The organism is Ruegeria sp. AM7 (genome assembly GCF_056535965.1).
In genome coordinates this window covers 135,871-152,122 of sequence record NZ_JBQFJE010000003.1, presented here as the reverse complement: position 1 = coordinate 152,122, position 16,252 = coordinate 135,871, and the positions used below count along the sequence as shown (strand labels likewise).

General features: G+C 57.9%; 13 protein-coding genes. 7 read left to right on the top strand and 6 right to left on the bottom strand.

The features are described 5' to 3' along the window. Window positions 1-3: 3 nt before the first annotated feature. From ACR3EG_RS04415 to ACR3EG_RS04405, 3 genes are all read right to left on the bottom strand, one after another. Complete coding sequence (locus ACR3EG_RS04415; RefSeq protein ID WP_480483229.1) at window positions 4-1,332, bottom strand: NAD(P)/FAD-dependent oxidoreductase; 1,329 nt, start codon at window positions 1,330-1,332, stop codon at window positions 4-6. Between the two features lie 135 nt (window positions 1,333-1,467). Continuing rightward, a complete protein-coding gene (locus ACR3EG_RS04410) occupies window positions 1,468-1,734 on the bottom strand; it encodes a hypothetical protein (RefSeq protein WP_480483227.1) in 267 nt (88 codons plus the stop codon). 257 nt (window positions 1,735-1,991) lie between these two features. Next, window positions 1,992-3,650 carry an NAD+ synthase gene (locus ACR3EG_RS04405; protein ID WP_480483225.1) on the bottom strand — a complete coding sequence of 553 codons (1,659 nt, stop codon included), beginning with the start codon at window positions 3,648-3,650 and terminating at the stop codon, window positions 1,992-1,994. A gap of 145 nt (window positions 3,651-3,795) precedes the next feature. On the opposite strand from ACR3EG_RS04405, the gene ACR3EG_RS04400 reads away from it, so the two are divergent. After that, on the top strand, window positions 3,796-5,262 hold the full coding sequence (locus tag ACR3EG_RS04400) for an MORN repeat-containing protein (RefSeq protein WP_480483223.1): 1,467 nt from the start codon (window positions 3,796-3,798) through the stop codon (window positions 5,260-5,262). Between the two features lie 6 nt (window positions 5,263-5,268). On the opposite strand, the gene ACR3EG_RS04395 is transcribed toward ACR3EG_RS04400, so the two are convergent. Next, window positions 5,269-5,934, bottom strand: a complete 666-nt coding sequence (locus ACR3EG_RS04395) for an SDR family NAD(P)-dependent oxidoreductase (protein ID WP_480483221.1) — start codon at window positions 5,932-5,934, stop codon at window positions 5,269-5,271. A 286-nt stretch (window positions 5,935-6,220) separates the two neighbouring features. Between ACR3EG_RS04395 and ACR3EG_RS04390 the strand changes: the two genes are divergently transcribed. After that, window positions 6,221-7,789, top strand: a complete 1,569-nt coding sequence (locus ACR3EG_RS04390) for a 2-isopropylmalate synthase (protein ID WP_480483219.1) — start codon at window positions 6,221-6,223, stop codon at window positions 7,787-7,789. Window positions 7,790-7,834: 45 nt separating this feature from the next. Here ACR3EG_RS04390 and ACR3EG_RS04385 read toward each other — a convergent pair whose 3' ends face one another. Beyond that, window positions 7,835-9,568 carry an adenylate/guanylate cyclase domain-containing protein gene (locus ACR3EG_RS04385; protein WP_480483217.1) on the bottom strand — a complete coding sequence of 578 codons (1,734 nt, stop codon included), beginning with the start codon at window positions 9,566-9,568 and terminating at the stop codon, window positions 7,835-7,837. A gap of 122 nt (window positions 9,569-9,690) precedes the next feature. After that, the gene (locus tag ACR3EG_RS04380; protein WP_480483215.1) at window positions 9,691-10,476 is read right to left on the bottom strand and encodes a 23S rRNA (adenine(2030)-N(6))-methyltransferase RlmJ; all 786 of its coding nucleotides are present in this window, start codon (window positions 10,474-10,476) and stop codon (window positions 9,691-9,693) included. Between the two features lie 155 nt (window positions 10,477-10,631). On the opposite strand from ACR3EG_RS04380, the gene ACR3EG_RS04375 reads away from it, so the two are divergent. Genes ACR3EG_RS04375 through rodA form a run of 5 tightly spaced genes read left to right on the top strand, consistent with a single transcriptional unit; the run spans window position 10,632 to window position 16,248 of the window. Continuing rightward, window positions 10,632-11,678, top strand: a complete 1,047-nt coding sequence (locus ACR3EG_RS04375) for a rod shape-determining protein (RefSeq protein ID WP_039523195.1) — start codon at window positions 10,632-10,634, stop codon at window positions 11,676-11,678. A gap of 56 nt (window positions 11,679-11,734) precedes the next feature. Next, entirely contained in the window at window positions 11,735-12,637 is a 903-nt protein-coding gene (gene mreC / locus ACR3EG_RS04370) for a rod shape-determining protein MreC (RefSeq protein WP_480483213.1), read from the top strand. After that, on the top strand, window positions 12,630-13,163 hold the full coding sequence (locus ACR3EG_RS04365) for a rod shape-determining protein MreD (protein WP_480483211.1): 534 nt from the start codon (window positions 12,630-12,632) through the stop codon (window positions 13,161-13,163). Before mreC ends, ACR3EG_RS04365 begins: the two co-directional genes overlap by 8 nt. Next, window positions 13,163-15,112 carry a penicillin-binding protein 2 gene (mrdA, locus tag ACR3EG_RS04360; RefSeq protein ID WP_480483209.1) on the top strand — a complete coding sequence of 650 codons (1,950 nt, stop codon included), beginning with the start codon at window positions 13,163-13,165 and terminating at the stop codon, window positions 15,110-15,112. Before ACR3EG_RS04365 ends, mrdA begins: the two co-directional genes overlap by 1 nt. Beyond that, window positions 15,109-16,248 (top strand): rod shape-determining protein RodA, encoded by a 1,140-nt coding sequence (gene rodA / locus ACR3EG_RS04355; protein WP_480483207.1) that lies wholly within the window; start codon window positions 15,109-15,111, stop codon window positions 16,246-16,248. Before mrdA ends, rodA begins: the two co-directional genes overlap by 4 nt. Window positions 16,249-16,252 lie beyond the last annotated feature (4 nt).

The following is a 16,252-nucleotide window of genomic DNA, read 5'->3' as shown; positions in this document are numbered from 1 at the left end:
CCCTTAATATCCTGGGTCCGGCCGCACGCGTGAGCCATCGGTAAAACGTGACAGACGAAACGCGGCCGGATCAACACATGGTGTTGTGTCCGCGACCAAATCAGCCATAAGGCGGCCCGCGCCGGGCGCTATGCCAAAGCCGTGGCCGGAGAAGCCCGTGGCGATGAACATACCCGGCATCGTATCCACACCCGAAATGACAGGTATGGCATCGGGTGTAACGTCGATCATCCCCGCCCAACTCTGAACCAGTTCACTTGCCTGTAAGGCCGTAATTGCTTTCTGCGCACTCGCCCAAGCGCGGCGGAGAACCTTGCCCGAAGGATCGGGGTCCAGAACGCGGGTATGCTCGAACGGCGTGACATCGGTAGGCAGCCACGATCTGTCCTCTTGTGCTTCGACCGCCCAACGTTTGGACCATCGGAACCGCAGTGATCGCCATTCCTGCTTAAATGCGGGCAGAAAACGCCGGGCCAATCGAAAGCTGTCAGGGACGATATCAACCGTATTCTCATGGCCAGATGCTATTGTGTACCCTCCGTCCGCACGTTTACGAATTGCGAAGTCGTCCGACCACAAAGCTGTCTCGGGACCTGCGACCGGAGAAGCCCGTAACACCGTGTTCAGCACTTTGAGCTGTGGCAAATCTATACCCGCGTTGCCTGCGAAAAGGCGGGACCAGGCACCACCTGCCAATACCGCGAAATCACAGGTGACACGGCCGCGTTCAGTGAAAACCCCGGCAATGCGCCCATCCTGCACATCCACGCTGCGCACTGCACAGTTGGTCATGAGCACAGCACCCCTGTCGCGGGCTGCCTCGGCGATCGCAGGGGCTGCCCACTGCGGCTCGGCCCGCCCGTCGCGAGGCATGTAAAGCGCGTAGTTCAATCCAGTTTCGTGGTCCGGCAACACAGCGTCCAGTTCAGCGCCAGACAGCAATTCTGCGCCTGTCTGCAATCCCTCAACATGCTGCGCCCACCGTTCGAGGTTTTGGGCCCCGCGGCGACCCGAAGCACCAAACAGAATTCCTGACCGGGTAAATCCGGTTTTGCGCCCGACACGGTCATCAAGCCCATCCCAGAGTTTCTGGGCCTCCAGCATCAAAGGAATTTCGCGAGGATCCCGCAAACCCAATCGCACCCAACCCCAATTGCGCGAGCTCTGCTCACCAGCTATGTGGCCTTTTTCGCAAAGTAGAACCCGTGCGCCCCGCTCGGACAGCTCCAAGGCGGTTACGGCACCAATAATACCTCCTCCGATCACCACGACATCCACGGATTTCGGAAGGTTCAAATCTGGTTCCACGTGGGTGGGTTTCGGGCCGGGCATCTACCGCTCTTTTATCATTGCTCGGACCGCAATGAATGCCCGTGGCACAACCAGTGGCAATACGACCGAAGTCGTGGTTGTCACTATTTTCGTGATCTGTGTCTATCGCGCACAGTTTCCAAAAACCGCAAGCGCTCAGGCCGCCCCGACCAGTTCAGCCCATTTTTGCCGTAGCGAGGCAGAAAACCCGATGACAGTGTCAGGTGCGGCTTCGTGCGGCTTGTCCTCGGATACCGGAATCGTTGGCGGTGTTGGCTCTGGTTCCGACTTGACCGAATGCTCTTGGTTCATCAGGTCGGCAATCGCCAGGTCCAGTTTGGTTTCATCCAGAACCTGACCTTCCGATTCCATGGACTTCCACGGTAACGGAGAATGCAGCGGTTTATCGTATTCCTCACGCATGGCGATACCAAATCGTTAACACAGACATCTGAGGCGACGCGCAAACTGACCTGATCGGGTCAATCGTCCGGGTTCTTCAACCCAATTGCGTCACACCCGCCCGACATTGGGCGACAATACAGCTAAAATGTGTCGAAAAAGCGGCCTGTAGACAAGGAAAACTGCTAAATAAAGGCTGTCACCCCGCTCAAAGGGGATTGAGTGGAAACACTTTATCACAGTTAGGGAAATTGGATCGGGATTGCCGACAATCTATCTCAGGAGCGGTCGCGCCACCGGTTCGCTATCGGATAGCGGCGATCCAGCCAGAAGGCACGATTTGTCAGACGTGTTCCGGGCGCAGACTGAAACCGCTTGTACTCTGAGATATAGATTAGATGCTCGACCCTGCGGGCATCCGCTTCGTCAAAACCAGCAGCAACGCAATCAGCGATCGACCCGTCCTGGTCGACCAGAATATCCAAAAGTGCGTCCAACACCGGATAATCCGGCAAGCTGTCACTGTCTTTCTGATCCGCGCGCAGTTCGGCGCTGGGGGGTTTGTCGATGACCGACGGCCGAATAACTTCGCCATCGGGGCCCTTCATCCAGTCGCGATGATTGGCATTCCGCCAACGGCATGTTTCGAAAACCCGTGTCTTGTACAGATCTTTGATCGGGTTATAGCCGCCATTCATATCGCCATAGATCGTGGCATAGCCCACGGCGACCTCGGATTTATTACCGGTGGTCAGCAACATCTCGCCGAACTTGTTCGAGATCGCCATCAGCAGCAGCCCACGCAGACGGGATTGAATGTTTTCCTCGGTCAGATCCTCGTCCAGCCCGGCAAAGAGCTGGGACAGAGTCTCAGTAACGGCCGCCCGGCTATCCGAAATCGGAACATAGTCGTAATGCGCGCCCAGCGCCTTGGCGACGGCCTCGGCGTCGTCCAGCGAAGCCTGGCTGGTATATTCCGACGGCAGCATGACACAGCGCACGTTCTCGGCCCCAATCGCATCCACGGCAATCGCGGCAACGAGCGCCGAATCCACCCCTCCGGACAGTCCAAGGACACATTTTTTGAACCCCGTTTTACCCATGTAATCACGCAGAGACTGGACCATGGCGCGGTAGTCCTGCTCCCATGCATCGGGCTGCGGCACGATATCTGCCGGAACGATACGCCACCCGTCGTCCCCACGCTCCAGATCAACATGAGCCAGAGCCGCGTCAAAAACGGGCATTCGGAAAGCAAGCTCTCCGCCCGGGTTCAGGCCAAAGGTCGCGCCGTCAAATACCTGATCGTCCTGTCCACCGACCATATTCAGATAGATCAGGGGCAACCCGGTCTCGATCACACGTGCAACCATATGATTCAGGCGGATATCGTATTTGTCGCGAAAATAGGGCGAACCATTCGGGATCAGCAGGAACTCGGCCCCGGTCTCCTCCAGCGTCTCGGCCACATCCGGATGCCAACTGTCCTCGCAGATCGGGCTGCCGATGCGCGTATTGCCAACTGAGTAAGGCCCGCCCAAAGGGCCTGAATCATAAAGGCGCACTTCGTCGAAAACGGTTTCATTGGGAAGATGATGTTTCAACACCTTGCTACTGACCTTGCCGCCCTTCAGAATCAGGTAAGCGTTGTATAGGTGGCCATCTTCCACCCAAGGCCCGCCGATCGCCAGAGCAGGCCCATCTGCACATTTCGCGGCCAAAGCCTCGACAGCGGCCATGGCCGTGCGATGGAAAGCAGGCTTCATGACCAGGTCCTGCGTATTGTACCCGGTTATGAACATTTCCGGCAACGCCACCATGTCGGCCCCTGCGGTGCGTGCTTGTTCCCATGCGTCAAGCGCCTGCGCCGCATTGCCTTCGATATCCCCCACAGTCGGGTTGAGTTGCGCCAGAGTGATGCGGAAACGGTCGGCCATGCTGCCCTCTTGCCCTCGTCAGTCTTATGCCATTTAGCAGATCGCAGCGCGAGTGAAAGGCAAATGCGGCAAAAGCCGTTGCCCTGCCCCCTGCGGTATCTTAGTTTTGCGCAAAAGGATGATAACCGGGCAGGTTGGAACGATCATGAATGCATTCCGCACCTCAATTGCTGTAACGGCCCTGGCCTTGATGGCCGGAACCGTTAGCGCGCAGGAAGGACAAGTGATCACGGCCGATGACGAGGTCGGCGGCGTCTACGAAGGTACGTTTCTGAACGGCCTGCGCCACGGAACCGGCACGTATCGCCTACCGGATGGGTTCGAATACACTGGCCAGTGGTCCGAGGGTGAAATTCAAGGCAGCGGCATTGCCCGATACGCGAATGGGTCGATCTACCAAGGTATGTTTGCAAAGGGTCAGCCCGAGGGGCGTGGCAAGATCATCTATACTGACGGTGGCAGCTATGAGGGCGACTGGGCTAACGGCACGATCAACGGCACCGGCATTGCGACTTATGCGAACGGTCAACGGTACGAAGGTGGGTTCAAAGATGCCAAGCGTCACGGCAAAGGCACTCTGACCAATCCGAACGGCTACACCTATGACGGTGATTGGGTCGAAGGCGTCAAGCAGGGCAAGGCCAAAATCACCTGGGCAAACGGTAACGTTTATGAAGGCGACGTCCTGAATGGGCAGCGCCATGGAGAAGGCACTCTGACCGTTCCCGACGGCATGACCTATAGCGGTGCGTGGCTTGAAGGTCGGATGACCGGAAAGGGCCGGCAGGTTCTGGCGAACGGAGACGTCTACGAAGGCGACATGGTGGACGGGCGCCGTCAGGGCACCGGCAAGGCGACCTATGTGAACGGCACGACATACGAAGGCGCGTATGTCGATGACCGTCGAGAAGGCAAGGGCCGCTTTGTTGGCGCAGACGGGTTTGAATATAACGGCGAATGGTCCGGAGGCCAGATCGACGGGTTCGGCGAGATGACCTATCCTGACGGCTCGGTCTATGTGGGGGATTTCAGCGTCGACCTGCCTCACGGCAAAGGCGTACACACTTACCCGGATGGCACTGTCTACGACGGTGACTGGATCGCTGGCATCTACGAAGGCCGCGGAACCGTCACCTACCCCAACGGCGTGGTCTATTCGGGCCAGTTCAGGAACGGCCTGAGCCATGGCTCAGGTGTTCTGAAATTGGCCAATGGCTATGTATACGAGGGCGAATGGATTGACGGAAACCGCCAAGGCACTGGCAAAGCCAGCTTTCCGGATGGCACGGTCTACGAAGGCGAATTCCTGAACGGCAAGCGGCACGGTCAAGGCACCGTCACTACGGCACGCAATTTCACATATACCGGTGGGTGGGTTGACGGAAAAATCAGCGGTAGCGGTATCGCGACCTATGCCACCGGCGACGTCTACGAGGGCAATTTCCGCGACAATAAACGCCACGGTGACGGCACCATGCGTTATGCCAATGGAGAGGTCGAGACTGGCACCTGGGAAAACGACGTCTTGCCCAACAGCGGCGAGGCTGAGACGACAACGCCAGAGGAAACCCCGCCCGCGTCCCAACCGACCGAGACACCCTCGGACGGGTAGCTCAGGCTACCACGGAACGGTCTGACCCGCCCAATCGAAAAAGCCGCCGGTATCAGCATGAGTCAGTGATTGCGCCACAGCCAGCAGGTTCTGAGCCGCCTTGTCCGGTTTAACTGCCGGATGACGACCTACGTATTTCTCGGTGAACGCGGTTTGAACCGTGCCAGGATGCAATGCCACGCACACACTTTGTTTATGCGTCCGCGCCAATTCGATCGCGGTTGTATGCACAATCTGGTTCACGGCGGCCTTGGCCGCGCGGTAACTGACCCATCCACCCAACCGGTTGTCGCCGATTGACCCTACGCGGGCCGAAAGCACGGCAATCAAGCAGCGCCTGTCACGGGGCATCAGTCTGGCTGCGTGCCCCAGCACCAAAGCGGGGCCTACGGCGTTCAACGCGAACTGATCCATCATGGCCTGCGCAGACACTGCCTTTATCGACTTTTCCGGCGCGGCCCCCTCGATCTCAAGCGCGCCGGACGCGACGAAGATCATGTCATAAGGGCCAGTTAGCGTGCCGAGAATCGCGTTGGATTTGTCCGGATCCATCAAATCGAACCCGTCCGCAGAGCGCGACAGGGTCGTAACTGAAACAGAGTGCCCAAGTAGCCGCGCGTGAAGGGCTGAACCGATCCCTCCGGACGCGCCGATGATAAGTGCCGTTTGCATGCCTCTTCACCTAGCAGCCTGCCCTCACCAATCAATATTTCCCGAAAAACAAACACGACCGGTAACAAGCTGCAAATTCCGTCTTTTCATTCGCAGCGCTGTCTGTATAACCTCGAACCCATGATCAACCGCGCAGATATCCTTGTTGCCGACACCGCCCTTTGCGGTGCGTCGCTGCGTGGCCTACTGATCCTAATCCGCCTCTGAGCGTGCCACCCGGCGCGCCCGCTCAGAGGAGGACGCCCGCGCGCCATAGGCTTTAGGACAGAAGAAGAAAGAGATTCCCATGACCAACGTGACCGACCAAGACCGCGTCTTGATCTTTGACACCACCTTGCGCGACGGCGAACAAAGCCCCGGCGCAACCATGACCCATAACGAAAAGCTCGAAATTGCCGAGCTGCTGGACGAAATGGGCGTCGACATCATCGAGGCCGGTTTCCCCATCGCCTCCGAGGGTGATTTCAAAGCTGTCAGCGAGATTGCCGAGCGCTCGAAAAACAGCCGTATCTGCGGTCTGGCCCGCGCCAATTTCGCAGACATTGACCGCTGCTGGGAGGCGGTGAAACACGCACGGCAAAACCGTATTCACACCTTCATCGGCACCTCTCCGCTGCATCGCGCCATTCCGAACCTGACCCAGGACGAGATGGCCGAGAAGATCCACGAAACGGTCAGCCATGCACGCAATCTGTGCGACAACGTGCAGTGGTCGCCGATGGATGCCACCCGGACCGAGTGGGATTACCTGTGCCGCGTGATCGAGATTGCGATCAAAGCGGGCGCGACCACGATCAACATCCCCGACACGGTGGGTTATACCGCTCCGGTAGAAAGCGCCGACCTGATCAAACGCCTGATCGAGACCGTACCGGGTGCAGATGAGGTCGTTTTCGCCACCCATTGTCACAACGATCTCGGCATGGCGACGGCGAACTCGCTGGCCGCTGTGGCGGGCGGAGCGCGACAGATCGAGTGTACCATCAATGGTCTCGGCGAACGCGCCGGCAACACCGCGTTGGAAGAGGTCGTGATGGCCCTGCGCACGCGCAATGACATCATGCCGTGGCACACAGGTATCGACACCACGAAGATTATGCATATCTCGCGTCGCGTGGCGACGGTGTCCGGGTTCAATGTGCAATTCAACAAAGCTATCGTCGGCAAAAACGCCTTTGCGCATGAAAGCGGCATCCACCAGGACGGGATGCTGAAGAACCGCGAAAACTTTGAGATCATGCGCCCCGAGGATATCGGCTTGTCCGGCACGTCTTTGCCGTTGGGCAAACACTCGGGCCGCGCGGCCCTGCGCGACAAGCTCGAGACCTTGGGCTTTGATTTGGGCGACAACCAGCTCAAGGACATCTTTGTTCGGTTCAAGGATCTGGCCGACCGCAAGAAAGAGGTTTTTGACGACGACCTCATTGCCTTGATGACCATGGATCAGCACGACGACTATTTGCAGCTCGTGTCGATGAAGGTGACCTGCGGCACAGGCGGCCAAGCCGAGGCTACGGTCGAACTTGAGATGGACGGCAAGGATATCATCGCCACCGAACATGGCGACGGTCCAGTGGACGCGACTTTCAAGGCAATCCGTGCTATCTATCCCAACAAAGCGCATCTACAACTCTATCAGGTCCACGCAGTGACCGAAGGAACCGATGCCCAAGCCACGGTGTCTGTTCGGTTGGAAGAGGACGGCATGATCGCCACCGGTCAGTCGGCGAACACCGATACCGTCGTCGCCTCGGCCAAAGCTTACATCCACGCGCTGAACCGCCTGATTGTAAGACGTGAAAAAGCGGGTCCGGGCGCTGATGCGCGCGAGATCAGCTACAAAGATTTGACCTGACCGAACGGCGGCCCGTCTTTGCGGGCCGCTTTTTCGTCGCAAAGGTCAGGACAACCCGGCCTTTTGCATCCCATCCACAAAATGCCGAAAATCTTCATCGCTGGCGTAGTGCAGCATGCCTTCAATATCAGCGATCTTGAACTCTGGCTGGGCCTCGTAAATTGCGTCAACGTACGCTCGCGCTTCGACCTGGTTTCCCAGCCACGCATGGCAGGCAGCGACATATGCGTTCTGAAGCGAGTCGAGGGCAGGCAACCGGGCGAAATCCTCTAATGCCTGATCATACTTCTTAGCACCGAACCGCGCCTTTCCAAGATGGCTCCAAAACCGTGCAGGGTGGTGAGGGTTCAGACGCATCGCCTTTTGTATCCACTCGGCACCTTCATCGGCACGACCCGACCATGTCAGCAATTCGCCCATCTGAACCACAACCAGATCGTAATTCGGGTTCAGCGACAGCGCGCGTTCCTGATGATACCGCGCCCGGCCAAGGTTGTTTCGCAAAATCTCTACCGCAGCCATCAAACGATGAACATCCGCGTCGTTATCATCCAGAGAAGCGGCCTTGAGGATCGCCTTTTCACACTCGCCCAGCATGGCTTCACGATCATCGCACCAACCGTATCCCCAGGCCTGACCGCGGATACAACCGCTCCAGGCATGGGCGTGCGCGTAATCCGGATCCAGTTCAATAGCGCGATCGATCAACTTTGTCGCCTCGGCATTGTCCTCGCGCGTGCTGCGGTGGTGCAGGACTTTCGCGGCCAAAACGCATTCATAGGCTGCAAAACTGGAAGGTTTCTTGCGCGTCAGCCCCTCTTGCTGCGAGGCTTCGATACGACCGGGAAGTGTGGCAACCACGGCCGAGATAACCTCGTCCTGTATTGTGAAAATGTCATCCAGGTCCCGATCATACTTCTCAGCCCAGACATGGCCATCACTGTAACTATCAATCAGCTGAACGGTGACACGTACCCTGTTGCCAGCCTTTCGGACACTACCTTCGACGATGTATTGCGCACCCAGCTTAGCACCCACTTCGCGTACATTCACAGCCTGTCCCTTGTAGACAAAACTGGAATTGCGCGAGATCACGAACAGCTCATGCCGGCGGCTCAACTCGGTCAGCAAATCTTCGGTAAGACCGTCGGCAAAAAACTCCTGTTCGGTATCTCCACTCATGTTTGCGAAGGGCAAAACCGCGATAGAGGGTTTGACCACTTTGGTATCGCCATCACCTGCTGGCGCATCGTCTGCAACCGTGCCATCCAAAGCGACCCGATAGGCATGAACAGGTTGAGACAGGTTCTTAAGTGTCAGATCGCCTAGATCATCATATTGCAACTCCAATCGGTCCGAGACTTGTTCATGCACCGCGCCCGAGATCAGAACCTCACCGGCATTTGCAGATTGCTCAAGCCGGGCGGCAATATTGACGCCGCTACCAAAAATATCCCCATCCTCGAAAATGATCTCATCCAGATTTATGCCGATACGAAAGTGAATACGCTGGTCCTTCGAGACATCCGCATTGCGACGCAGCATCCGGTTCTGCACTTCGACAGCACAGGTTACGGCGTCGCTGGCACTGGGAAATTCAACTAGCATTCCGTCGCCCGTCGTCTTGATGATCTTTCCGCGGTTCTTGTCGATGGCCGGGTCGATCAACTCAATCCGGTGTGTGCGCAGGCGGGCAAGCGTGCCTTGCTCATCAGCTTCCATCAGGCGACTATAGCCCACCATGTCAGCGGCCAGAACCGTGGCTAGTCGGCGATCCATCGCGCACCTCCCTGACCAAAGTCTAGGACCGAACACCCCATTTCCAAAACAGATTTTGTAAAAACACCCAAGGCGTGTACCGCGTAGACGCAAATGCCCTGATCAAGTGTATTCAGGCATCTTCAGAGCTTGGCAAACAACGCATCCAAACGGCGCATCTCATCCGCAATTCCGAATGGCGCATTTACAACGAACATCCCTGATCCGATCATGCGATGCCCTTCGCGCGCGGCGGGAAATCGGACTTCGTGACACTCGACCTTTGGTAAGTCTTGCCCTAGCAGCGCCGCGACCATCGACTTGTGCCGCCCGTCCGCAAGTATTGGATACCACAAGGCAATAACGCCTACGTTCCATTTCCGATGCACTTTAGAGATAAAACCCGGCAGCCGGTCATACTCTGACTTCACCTCGTAGCTCGGATCAATCAACAGAACCCCTCGCCGCGGCGTTGGCGGCAGCAGCGAATGCGCCAACTCATATCCGTCCTGCTTGTAGGTTTTTGCTCCGAACCGCGACACGGCCAGCGACAAGGCGCCGAATTCTTGTGGATGCAGTTCGGCCAAATGCATGCTGTCCTGATCGCGAAGCAAATTACCCGCAATCAGGGGTGAACCCGCATAGGCGTGCCGTCCGTGTGTCGCCTGAACCTGCGTCAGCGCACGAGACAGCGGATGATCCGCTGCGAACCAACCTTCGCGCTGCACCCGCTTTATCCCGGCCAAAGCCTCGCCTGTTCGCACTGCTTCATCCGCGTCCAAGTGATACAAACCACGACCTGAATGTGTTTCGAGATAGGTCAATGGCTTGTCTTTTTGGGTCAAATATTCCAGCACCCATGCCAACAAAGCGTGCTTTTGCACATCAGCCAGATTTCCAGCATGGTAAATATGTTGATATGAGAGCATGTTGCCTTCTAAAGTCCCTATCATTAAGGCGGAAAGGTGCTGATTGACGCGGAATCAGCCCTTTTACCGGGCGAGATGGCACCCTATAAGACATCCGTCCCGGAACCGTCGAGTCGCGGGCAGTGGAAATTTTGACGAACGGGATCATTGAAAACATGGGAATCTTTGGCAATCTGGGCGGCCTGTTCACGGCGGACATGGCGATTGACCTTGGAACGGCGAACACGCTGGTTTATGTCAAAGGACGCGGTGTTATCCTGTCAGAACCCTCGGTGGTGGCCTATCACGTCAAGGACGGCGTCAAAAAGGTTCTGGCCGTGGGCGAGGATGCCAAGCTGATGCTGGGTCGGACGCCCGGCTCGATCGAGGCGATCCGCCCAATGCGTGAAGGCGTCATCGCCGATTTCGACACTGCCGAAGAGATGATCAAGCACTTTATCCGCAAGGTGCATAAACGGTCGACCTTTTCGAAGCCTAAAATCATCGTGTGCGTGCCACACGGTGCGACACCTGTTGAAAAGCGCGCGATCCGTCAGTCGGTTCTGTCGGCAGGCGCGCGCCGCGCGGGCCTGATTGCCGAACCGATTGCGGCCGCCATTGGTGCAGGCATGCCGATCACTGACCCGACCGGCAACATGGTTGTCGATATCGGCGGCGGCACCACCGAAGTTGCCGTTCTGTCGTTGGGCGACATCGTCTATGCGCGCTCGGTCCGCGTCGGCGGAGATCGTATGGACGAAGCAATCATCTCGTATCTGCGCCGCCAGCAAAACCTGCTGGTGGGCGAATCTACTGCAGAACGCATCAAAACCACCATCGGCACCGCCCGGATGCCAGACGATGGCCGTGGCCAGTCAATGCATATCCGGGGCCGCGACCTGCTGAATGGCGTGCCTAAGGAAATCGAGATCAGCCAAGCCCAAGTGGCCGAGGCCCTTTCAGAACCTGTCCAGCAGATTTGCGAAGCGGTGATGACTGCATTGGAAACCACACCGCCCGATCTGGCTGCGGACATTGTGGACCGTGGCGTTATGCTGACCGGCGGCGGCGCGCTGCTGGGTGATCTGGACCTTGCCCTGCGCGAACAGACTGGTCTGGCTGTGTCGATTGCCGATGAAAGCCTGAATTGTGTGGCTTTGGGCACCGGCAAAGCGCTGGAATACGAAAAACAACTGCGCCACGCGATTGACTACGAAAGCTAAGGCGCGCACCCTTTCGGGGTAAGAACTCGGGCAAGAGCAGCACGGGAAGGTAACCTGTGGCAAACGACCGATCACAGCGCGATGAATACACGGCACCTCTGCGCCGCTTGTTGCTGGGGATTGTTGTGCTTTGCCTGTTGGGCATCTTTCTCGTCTGGCGCATCGACAGCCCTCGGGTTGAACGTTTCCGCGCGCAAGTGGTCGACAAGGTTGTGCCCTCGATGGAATGGGCGATGGTGCCAGTCACAGGAATCGTCAATCTGGCCCGTGACTTCCAAAGCTATCAGCGGCTGAGCGAACAGAACCATGAACTGCGCAGCGAGTTGCGCCTGATGCGCGCCTGGAAAGAGGCCGCCCTGCAGTTGGAACAGGAAAACGCGCGCCTTCTGGACCTCAACAACGTACGTCTTGACCCGCGCCTGACCTATATCACCGGTGTCGTTATGGCCGACAGTGGCTCGCCCTTTCGGCAATCGGTTTTGCTGAATGTTGGTGAACGCGACGGCATAATGGATGGCTGGGCAACGATGGACGGTATTGGCGTGGTGGGGCGCATCTCGGGCGTTGGCCCCGACACGGCCCGGGTCATCCTGTTGACCGATGCCTCAAGCGCTATTCCCGCGACGATTCAGCCTTCGGGCCAGACTGCACTGATCGCAGGCGATAACACATCCGCACCCGCCGTCGAGTTTCTGGAAAACCGCGAACTTGTACGACCGGGCGACCGTGTTGTCACGTCAGGTGATGGCGGAGTGTTTCCCGGTGGCCTGCTGATCGGCCAGATCACGGCCGATCCGGGCGGGCGCCTGCGCGTACGCCTGTCTGCGGATTTCGAACGGCTGGAATTCTTGCGTGTTCTTAGGTTCCACTCGGCTCCTGCCATCGAAGACTCGGGGGATATCGTCGGACCACGACGTCCCGAAGCCGCCCTGACACCAGCAGAGGTCGGAGATGGATAGGAACGCGTCTCAGCTTTGGACCAAGCGCGCATTGTATCTGTTTCTGGCAATGCTGATCTTGTTCATGCACCTTCTTCCGCTGGATACGAAACCGGACCGCTGGCCCTTTCCCGATCTGTTGATCGCGTTGACGTTCGCGTGGGTCATGCGCCGGCCCGAATTTGTGCCGATTCCGCTGATAGCGGTTGTGATGCTGACCGCCGACCTGTTGCTTCAGCGTCCGCCGGGCCTGATGGCGGCATTGGTGGTCATTGGCGCGGCCTATCTGCGAACAGCATCGCTGGGCATGAGGGATGCCGGGTTTCCAAGTGAGTGGATGACATCAGCGGTGGTGATCACGGCAGTTTTTGTGCTTAACCGCGTTATTCTTGCTATTGTGTCCGTGCAACAGGCGACATTGGGGCCCGTCGTGATTCAAGTGGTTTTGACAATAGCTATTTACCCCTTGATCGTTCTGCTGACACAGAGCGTATTCGGCGTTCAACGCATATCCGCCGCCGAAACCGGCACGATGGGGGCACGCTGATGAAGCAACAGAAGCCCAAGTCACAAGGACTTGCTTATAAGCGCTTACCTCGTCGGGCCTTGATTCTTGGCGGGTTGCAAGCTGCCTTTATCGGGGGTTTGGCCGCCCGCATGCGTTATATGCAGGTCGATCAGGCCGACGAATACCGCCTGCTGGCCGAAGAAAACCGCATCAACATTCGCCTGATCCCTCCGACGCGCGGACGTATCTATGACCGAAACGGTCAGATCATCGGGCAAAACTCACCTTCCTACCGTATCGTGATGGTCCGCGAGGACGCAGGCGATGTGGACGAAGTGCTGACGCGACTGTCGTCCCTGATTCCGCTGACCGAAGACGAAATGGAACGCGCCAAGACCGAGATGCGCCGTTCGGCCCCGTTTCTTCCGGTCACGTTGGCTGATCAGGTCACGTGGGAGGATATCTCGAAAGTCGCCGTCAATGCGCCCGCCCTGCCGGGGGTGACACCCGAAGTTGGCATGACGCGGCAATATCCGCGCTACGAGGACTTTGCCCATGTGGTCGGATATGTCGGCCCAGTCAGTGATTATGACCTAAGCCAGATCGACGACCCCGAGCCGGTTTTGCGCATCCCCCGCTTTCAAATCGGCAAGGTTGGACTTGAGGCCAAGCAGGAAAGCACCCTACGCGGCAAGGCCGGGGCCAAGCGGGTCGAAGTCAACGCCACCGGTCGCGTCATGCGCGAATTGGACCGGCAAGAAGGCGAGGCCGGCGCCGATCTACAACTTTCCGTCGATGCCGATCTGCAGCAATACGCGCAAGCCCGTTTGGCGGGTGAAAGCGCTGCGGCGGTGGTGATCGACTGTGAGACCGGCGATATCCGTGCGATCAGTTCAGCCCCCAGTTTCGACCCCAACCTGTTTGTGCGCGGTATCTCGGTTGGGGATTACCGAACCCTCACACAAGACAATTACCGCCCGCTTGCGAATAAGACAGTCCAAGGCACGTACCCTCCGGGATCAACCTTCAAGATGATCACCGCCATGGCCGCGCTTGAGGCCGGAGTGATCGGCCCCGGCAATACCGTTTATTGCCCCGGCCATCTCAAGGTGGGCAGCCGCCGTTTCCACTGCTGGAAGCGCGGCGGGCATGGGACTGTCGATCTGAACCTTTCGCTCAAGCGCAGCTGTGATGTTTATTACTACGATGTGGCACTGCGGACCGGTATCGACAAGATTTCCGACATGGCGCGTGTTTTCGGGCTGGGCGTCAAACATGACATTCCGATGTCGGCAGTTGCGGCCGGGCTGGCCCCGAACCAGGCATGGAAAGAGCGGGTACACGGTGAAAGCTGGCTTGTAGGCGACACAGCAAATGCGTCGATTGGTCAGGGTTTCATGCTGGCCTCACCTCTGCAGCTTGCGGTCATGACTGCACGGATCGCCACCGGACGTGAAGTGAAGCCAAGACTTGTTCGTTCGATTAACGGCGTCGAAGAACCCTCGGGTCTGGGTGAACCTTTGGCGGTCAACCCGAACAATCTTGAACAGGTACGCAAGGCCATGTTCTCGGTCTCGAATGATCGGGGTGGTACCGCCTATCGCAGCCGCATCATTGCTGACGATCTGCGCATGGCTGGCAAGACCGGCACCAGTCAGGTGCGCAACATCACCAAGGCCGAACGTGCCGCAGGCGTAATCCGAAATGAAGACCTGCCATGGGAACGCCGCGACCACGCGCTGTTCGTCAGCTTTGCCCCCTATGACAAACCCAAATACGCAATCGCTGTTGTTGTGGAACACGGTGGAGGCGGCTCTAAGGCCGCCGCACCCGTCGCGCGGGATATTATGCTACAGGCGCTTTACAACGGCACGCCCCCACTCGAAGCCTATCCTGTCGCAGACCGGGAACGCATAAAGGAACAACAGAAACAGCTTGAAGGCGACCGCCGCCCCAAAGCGCGTCCAACTACAAAGGACCGCGCATGAGCTATCTTGAATACGCAGTCAAATCCACGCCATCGGGGTTCCGCAAGTTCCTGTACATGAACTGGCCCCTGACGCTTTTGCTGATAAGCACAGCCAGCGCCGGGTTCCTGATGCTGTTTTCCGTGGCCGGAGGGTCCTGGGCCCCGTGGGCCGAGCCCCAGATGGAACGTTTTGGTCTGGGCCTCACAGTAATGTTTATCATCGCACTGGTTCCGATTTGGTTCTGGCGAAACATGTCTGTTTTGGCCTATCTGGGCTCGATCGGACTACTGATCTTGGTTGAGCTTTTCGGAACAATCGGTATGGGCGCGCAGCGCTGGATTGATCTGGGCTTCATGCGGCTGCAACCCTCCGAGGTGATGAAAGTGGCGTTGGTGATGGTACTGGCCGCTTACTACGACTGGCTCCCTTCGCATAAAACCTCACGCCCGATATGGGTTCTGATCCCGGTTGCGCTGATCCTGATCCCGACGGCGCTGGTCCTAAAGCAGCCTGATCTGGGCACGTCGATCCTGCTGCTTGCGGCGGGCGGAGGACTGATGTTCCTGGCCGGTGTCCACTGGGCCTATTTTGCCGCCGTCATCGCGGCGGTGGTCGGCCTGATCGCCACTGTGTTCAACAGCCGCGGGACCGAGTGGCAATTGCTTAAAGACTACCAGTTCCGTCGCATTGATACGTTTCTGGACCCGTCGACCGATCCCCTGGGCGCGGGGTATCACATCACCCAGTCCAAGATCGCGCTGGGATCAGGGGGGTGGAATGGGCGCGGCTTCATGCAAGGCACGCAATCGCGCCTGAACTTCCTGCCGGAAAAACACACCGATTTCATCTTTACCACCTTGGCCGAAGAGTTCGGCTTTGTCGGCGGCATCACCCTGCTGACGCTATACGGGCTGATCCTTGTGTTCTGCCTAGTCACGGCGCTGTCGACCAAGGACAGGTTCTCGTCGCTGGTGACGCTGGGCATCGCGTTGAACTTCTTCCTGTTCTTCGCGGTCAACATGTCGATGGTGATGGGGCTGGCCCCGGTCGTGGGTGTGCCGCTGCCGATGGTCAGCTATGGCGGCTCGGCCATGCTGGTTCTAATGGCCGCTTTCGGCATCGTGCAAAGCGCCCACATCCACCGTCCCCGCTGATCTG

Excerpts from the sequence above, each read along its gene's own strand:
- ACR3EG_RS04415 (WP_480483229.1), bottom strand. The coding sequence starts at position 1,332 with ATGCCCGGCCCGAAACCCACCCACGTGGAACCAGATTTGAACCTTCCG.
- ACR3EG_RS04410 (WP_480483227.1), bottom strand. The coding sequence starts at position 1,734 with ATGCGTGAGGAATACGATAAACCGCTGCATTCTCCGTTACCGTGGAAG.
- ACR3EG_RS04405 (WP_480483225.1), bottom strand. The coding sequence starts at position 3,650 with ATGGCCGACCGTTTCCGCATCACTCTGGCGCAACTCAACCCGACTGTG.
- ACR3EG_RS04400 (WP_480483223.1), top strand. The coding sequence starts at position 3,796 with ATGAATGCATTCCGCACCTCAATTGCTGTAACGGCCCTGGCCTTGATG.
- ACR3EG_RS04395 (WP_480483221.1), bottom strand. The coding sequence starts at position 5,934 with ATGCAAACGGCACTTATCATCGGCGCGTCCGGAGGGATCGGTTCAGCC.
- ACR3EG_RS04390 (WP_480483219.1), top strand. The coding sequence starts at position 6,221 with ATGACCAACGTGACCGACCAAGACCGCGTCTTGATCTTTGACACCACC.
- ACR3EG_RS04385 (WP_480483217.1), bottom strand. The coding sequence starts at position 9,568 with ATGGATCGCCGACTAGCCACGGTTCTGGCCGCTGACATGGTGGGCTAT.
- ACR3EG_RS04380 (WP_480483215.1), bottom strand. The coding sequence starts at position 10,476 with ATGCTCTCATATCAACATATTTACCATGCTGGAAATCTGGCTGATGTG.
- ACR3EG_RS04375 (WP_039523195.1), top strand. The coding sequence starts at position 10,632 with ATGGGAATCTTTGGCAATCTGGGCGGCCTGTTCACGGCGGACATGGCG.
- ACR3EG_RS04365 (WP_480483211.1), top strand. The coding sequence starts at position 12,630 with ATGGATAGGAACGCGTCTCAGCTTTGGACCAAGCGCGCATTGTATCTG.
- mrdA (WP_480483209.1), top strand. The coding sequence starts at position 13,163 with ATGAAGCAACAGAAGCCCAAGTCACAAGGACTTGCTTATAAGCGCTTA.
- rodA (WP_480483207.1), top strand. The coding sequence starts at position 15,109 with ATGAGCTATCTTGAATACGCAGTCAAATCCACGCCATCGGGGTTCCGC.